Annotated in this window: 5 protein-coding genes and 1 pseudogene; 2 read left to right on the top strand and 4 right to left on the bottom strand. The window is 66.9% G+C overall.

Going from position 1 to position 5309, the window contains the following annotated elements; genetic code table 11:
* The first annotated feature begins 242 nt into the window (after positions 1–242).
* Entirely contained in the window at positions 243–653 is a 411-nt protein-coding gene (locus ABZX75_RS33775; protein WP_355417923.1) for a transposase, read from the top strand.
* 406 nt (positions 654–1059) lie between these two features.
* Here the strand turns inward: ABZX75_RS33775 and ABZX75_RS33780 are convergent, their stop codons facing one another.
* The 3 genes from ABZX75_RS33780 to ABZX75_RS33790 are packed head-to-tail and all read right to left on the bottom strand — an operon-like array spanning position 1060 to position 3388.
* The gene (locus ABZX75_RS33780) at positions 1060–1926 is read right to left on the bottom strand and encodes an IS5 family transposase (RefSeq protein WP_355417914.1); all 867 of its coding nucleotides are present in this window, start codon (positions 1924–1926) and stop codon (positions 1060–1062) included.
* A gap of 33 nt (positions 1927–1959) precedes the next feature.
* Entirely contained in the window at positions 1960–2388 is a 429-nt protein-coding gene (locus ABZX75_RS33785) for a hypothetical protein (RefSeq protein WP_355417917.1), read from the bottom strand.
* 1 nt (position 2389) lies between these two features.
* Entirely contained in the window at positions 2390–3388 is a 999-nt protein-coding gene (locus ABZX75_RS33790) for a DUF6192 family protein (RefSeq protein ID WP_355417920.1), read from the bottom strand.
* A 570-nt stretch (positions 3389–3958) separates the two neighbouring features.
* Between ABZX75_RS33790 and ABZX75_RS33795 the strand changes: the two are divergent.
* Positions 3959–4441 (top strand): annotated as a pseudogene (locus ABZX75_RS33795) (DDE-type integrase/transposase/recombinase); the annotation flags it as partial.
* A 78-nt stretch (positions 4442–4519) separates the two neighbouring features.
* Here ABZX75_RS33795 and ABZX75_RS33800 read toward each other — a convergent pair.
* The gene (locus ABZX75_RS33800) at positions 4520–4933 is read right to left on the bottom strand and encodes an NlpC/P60 family protein (RefSeq protein WP_355417925.1); all 414 of its coding nucleotides are present in this window, start codon (positions 4931–4933) and stop codon (positions 4520–4522) included.
* Positions 4934–5309 lie beyond the last annotated feature (376 nt).

Here is a 5309-nt window from a genome sequence, read left to right on the forward strand (position 1 = left end):
CGCCCACATGCACAACCTCGCCCTCGCCGCATGACCAGACCGGCCCTTAACTCGGTCCTGACCTGCCCACACACGACCTTCTGCAACACGCTTTAAAGGGCTGTCCCGTAATCCCACGAGGCTGAGGGTCATGCCGTGTCCGGGTGGGCGCCGATGGCACCGGCCGAGCGAAGCGAACGCCCGAGGTCTCCGGTGAGGAGGCGGGGGTGGCGCCACCACCACAGGTCGGGGCCGGGCAGTCTGTGAAACTCCGGTCGTGCGGTCGCCCGCTCAAGGTCATCACGACCGCGGCGAACGTCAACGACGTCACCCAGACCCTCGCCCTGGTCGACGGCATCCCACCGGTGGCAGGTCGTCCCGGCCGGCCCCGCCGACGTCCCGAGGCCCTGCTCGGCGACAACGGCTACGACTCCAACCCCAACCGCGATGAACTGCGTAGACGCCGGATCCTGCCCGTCATCTCCCGCAGCAGACCTTCGCCCTGCTCCACCAGTTCAAACGACTCGCCGTCCGATGGGAACGCCGCACCGAGCTCCACGATGCCTTCGTCTCCCTCGCCTGCAGCCTCATCTGCTGGCGACGCCTCAGCAAGTCCGACTCATGATCGTGTTACGAGCTCTAAGACCCGAACACCAAATACGTGGGTGACATAAGTGAGTGTTTGAGATCGTGGGCGGCTGCCGGGAGGTGGTCGTAGCCTTGCAGCGTGGATGAAGGTGTCTGTGAGGGGACCGAGGTGGACTGCCGTGTGGTCTGGTCGGTCGAGGCCGGGGTCGACGGGCAGTGGCGGTCGGTGTCAGGGGCCTATGGCGAGCGGGCTGAGGCCTTGGCGCGACTGGGGTGGTGCCGGGTGCATGCGCCGCCTGCGGTGTCCTATCGGCTCGTCCGTGAGACGACCAGAGTGACGAGTGCTGTCGAAGACGCTTGAGCTGTCGTGTGGTCGGTCGGCTGCCTCGCGTTTTGCGGTTCGGGCCCCGCCGAAGGCGGGGCCCGAACGGCTTTCGTGACGGTGCGGCGAGAGTGATGCGCTGGTGACGGGAGCTCCTCTTCGAGGACGGGTCATGGGCAGGCTGGCGGTCGGGGTTTCTTGTCCCAGCGTCCGGTGCGGGACTTGCCACCGCGGGTGAGGCGCCGGGTCATGAGGGTGATGAGTGCCCAGGTCAAATGGGCTTCCGAGTTTTGCGGAAGCCGTTCGTAGTCGCGGACGTTGCGGCGGGATTTCATGATCCAGCCGAGGGTGCGTTCGACTTTCCAGCGTCGGGGCAGGACGACGAATCCCTTCGCGCCCCGAGGCCGGGAATCCGTCTTCAGCGTCATCTTTAGGAAGTCGTCGGACCAGTTCACGAGCTGGCCGGCATAGGCCGAGTCGGCCCAGACCTGGGTGATCTGCGGTTGCATGACACGCAGGCGCCAGAGGAGTTCGCGGGCGGCGTCGCGGTCGGTCATGTCGGCGGGTGTCACCGTGATCATCACGGGGAGGCCGAGGGTGTCGACTGCGATGTGTCTCTTGCGTCCGTTGATCTTCTTCGCGGCGTCGAAACCGCGGGTGGCCTTGGAGACGGTGTCGGCGCCTTTGACGGACTGTGAGTCGATGATCAGGGTGACTGGCGAAGGGCATCGCCCCTGGCCGGTGCGGATCTGCCGTCGGAGCTGGTCACGGATGAAGCCGACGGCTCCGGCCCGGTTCCAGCGCCAGAAGTGGTAGTAGACGGTCTGCCAGGGTGGGTAGTCGGCGGGCAGGGCCCGCCACTTGATCCCGTTGTCGACGACGTAGCGGATCGCGTCGACGATCTCGCGGCGAGGCCATTTCTCCGGCCGACCACCGGTCTTCAGCCTGCAGGCCGGGACCGGCAGCAGCGGTTCGATCAGCGCCCACTCGGCGCTGGTGGTGTCGGAGGGGTAGCGGCGGCGGCGAGGCGGAGGCATGGCAGGTCCCGGGCTGGGGCGGGAGAGCGTGGGCTATTTCGCGAGCTGGGCGAGGGTCGCCCTCACGCCCGTGAGCTGGGCGGCTGCAAGCTGGGCCCATTCGTCATCGGGGTAGCGGACCAGGTGCGGGTCGAGAGTCCCCGTGATCATCCGGGTGAGCCGGCCAAGGATCTGCCGGAACTGCTGCTTCTCATACTCGATCCAGTCCGCCGGCTCTTCGGAGAAGAGGTAGCCGTCGCGGCGGCGCCAGATGATCGGCGTGAGATGTTCGGCCGCGCCGACATCCCGCAGGTGCCGGACTCCGCGGGCGACCTGCGAGGGAGTGAGCCTCGTAGCGGCGACCAGCTGCCGGGTCTGCAGGCCGGACGGCCTGGCCTCCATCAGGGCAACACGGACCAGGTCACCGTAGTGCGAGCTGAGCGGGGTGGCCGCGCCGCGTATCCGGCGGCGGGCGGGCAGCATCTCACTCGCCCCTCAGGAGCTGGGCGAGCTGCTCGTCCAGAGTGAACCGGCCGGAGTCGAGGGCAGCCTCCAGCCAGTCGGCCGCGGCCCTGACCTTGGAGATCCCGCGGCGGACGGTCTCCCGCTCGTCCTCGGTGAACTGCTGGTCACGCATGCGCGGAACCAGCCGGCCCAGGGTGGCCACGTACTGGTGGCAGGAACCGACCAGGTCCAGGTACTCGATGGTGTGCTCGATCCGGCGGACCGCAGGAGTGCGTTCGCGGACCCGCCCGCGGACCTCGTTGGAGTTGTCGAACTGGGCCCGGTTGACCAGGAAACGGGCGGTGTCGTCCCGCATCGTCTCCCGAGCGACCGCCGGCCTGCGCAACAGCTCGGTGGTCACCGACTTGGCGACCTCATCATCGCGGGTCAGCTCCTGGACCACCCGGACCCGGTCGGCCGGAGCGACCTGCGCCGCGGCCGCCGGCCTGCGCAGCAGTTCGGCCGCCACCTTCGCTGCTACCTCGTCGTCCCGGGTCAGGTCGGTGACGGCCTGGACCTTCTCCTCCACGCTGACCGGGCGGTCGACCCGCTGCCCGACCAGGCGCTTCGCCCCATCGATGGTCCACCACCTCTGCCCGGACCGGTTGAACGGCGGGTCCTCGATCTGGGCCCACCGTTCGTCCTCCTCGCTGATCGAGGCCAGAACGCGGTGAACGCTGAACGCGACGCCGTCCTTGCGCTTGCCCTTCGGCCAGCGGGAGGCGACCCACCGCCAGTCCTTCACCGTCGAAGCCGCCACCCCGATGTCGTCCGCGAATAGGGCCAGCGATTCCTCGACGGTGAACAGATCATCGGTTCCGTTGGGCATCGATCCGCCCACCGGCCTCATCGGCTCGATCTCCAACGCCTTGTCACCCAGGGCGAACTGGGCCCGCGCGACCTGCGCGACCAGCTCGCGGGCCTCGGCGACGATCTGCTCGTAACGCGACCGGGTGACGTTCCCGACTCGTTCTGACATGTACTTCCACCGCCCCTCGCCCCGGGCCGGACCGGCCACCAGAGGGTGACCGACACGGGATTCCAGCCCAGGCCAGGACCAGAATGAAGCGTCCATGACCAGCGGCGGCAGGCGCAGACCAGGGGCGCGCGAGGCGCCCGGAACCCAGGCTTCGCTACCCGTGCGGAACACCAGATCCGCCCGTGCCAAACGGGATATGTGAGGCGTTCGGCTATGGCGTCACCGTGACGCCGTCCGGCGACGCCTTCCCCCGCCAGGCCCTCGTGCGGCACCGCGGCGAACAGAACACCGCCGACCGCCGACGCTCCACGCCCACCGTCCATCCCCGCCCACAGACCGGACAGACAACCTGATCCCCACGCTGCATCGCAGCCACTCTCCGCCGTGCGTGCTCCAGCAGCCGCCACCGCCTGGACCTGCACTTACCCGAGCAGAACACCGCTGCTGGCGACTTCGTCGCCGGCAGCGGAACACCACACTCCCGGCAGTACCGCCGGACCAATCCACCAGACGCCACGACCCCCATCGTCCAGCCGCACAAACGACCTGACCAGAGATCTCAAACACTCACTAACGTATCTCCCGGCCGGAGGCGGCCAGTTCCCCTTTATCTGGCCACGCTGCTGGACCTGTGCTCGAAGCGGCTGGTGGGCTGGCCGATCGCCGACCACATGCGCACCTCGCTGGTCGCCGACGCGCTCAAGGCCGCGGCCACGGCCAGAGGTACCGACGGACTACGCGGGGCGATATTCCACAGCGACAACGGCGCCCAATCTGTGCCGAAGGAGTTCGCCCAGGTCTGCTTGGAACTCGGGGTGACCAGATCGCGCGGCCCGGTGGGCACGAGCGCGGACAACGCCACCGCGGAGAGCCTGAACGCGACCATGAAACGCGAGACACTCCAGGGACAGAAACGGTGGAACGGGGCCTGCGAGGCCCGCCTCGCCGTCTTCCGATGGGTGACCCGCTACAACACCCGCCGCCGACATTCCCGCCTCGGCCAGCCCCATTGCTTACGAACAGCGATCAACTACGCTGACCACCACCGCATAGCAACCGGTGTCCACGATCAAGGGGAAGCCCCCGTCTATAGGCACATCCACGGTTACCCGAGACCTAGACAGGCCCTGTTCAAGGGGTACGCCCATACCTGACGTTTTTGCTCCAGATTCGCTCAAGCCGCACGCGACCGCCTGGACGCGGCGCGTGCCAGATCTTCTCGCGACCGGCGTAGATACCGACGTGGCCCATGGTGTTGCCCTGGGGGAAGAAAACCAGGTCACCCGGTGCGCGTCGAACTGGCGGGATGCGGCGCGTTTGTTTGTACTGCTGGTCCGCGGTACGCGGAAGTCGATGGCCGACCTTTCGGAAGGCGTAGAGCGTCAGTCCCGAGCAGTCGAAGCTGTTCGGCCCAGTGGCCCCGAGGGCGTATGGGGCTCCATGTTTGGAGGCAGCCACCGCAACAGCCTTTTTGCCATACGGTGAGGCCGCCTGGGCCGCGGCGGTGGTGCCGGCCACTTCGGATGCAGCGAGAAATAGAACGATTAGGCAGTAAGCAAGGGCTTTGGGTGCACGGGCTACTGGCTGGCGTTTGTCTGGAGAGTGCGGGTTACATTTTCGGGAGTAGGACATCATGACACCTCCGCAGTGGGGCGCAAACAGCTCATTGCTGTGCCTGGCTCTCGTATAAGCGCTTGGCTCTCGACGGTCCACCAGTATTCTCGAAAAAGCAGCATTCATCATGACTTACGAGGCGAGGGGGCGCATTGATTTTTAGTAAAGAAACGGTCATCGCCCCGAGCAGGCTCAATGGCAGGGCTGATTCGTAGTCCTGACGGTGCGGAGAACCAGCAGGTCACAGGGATGTGGCGAACCTTCACTTCGGCGGTTCCGCACGCAATGAAGCTCCGATGATCAGGGA

This window comes from Streptomyces sp. NPDC003038, assembly GCF_040611115.1.
GTDB lineage: Bacteria > Actinomycetota > Actinomycetes > Streptomycetales > Streptomycetaceae > Streptomyces.

Bases quoted from the DNA above. Each gene is read 5' to 3' on its own strand.
- ABZX75_RS33790 (WP_355417920.1), bottom strand. From the start codon at position 3,388: ATGTCAGAACGAGTCGGGAACGTCACCCGGTCGCGTTACGAGCAGATC.
- ABZX75_RS33780 (WP_355417914.1), bottom strand. From the start codon at position 1,926: ATGCCTCCGCCTCGCCGCCGCCGCTACCCCTCCGACACCACCAGCGCC.
- ABZX75_RS33785 (WP_355417917.1), bottom strand. From the start codon at position 2,388: ATGCTGCCCGCCCGCCGCCGGATACGCGGCGCGGCCACCCCGCTCAGC.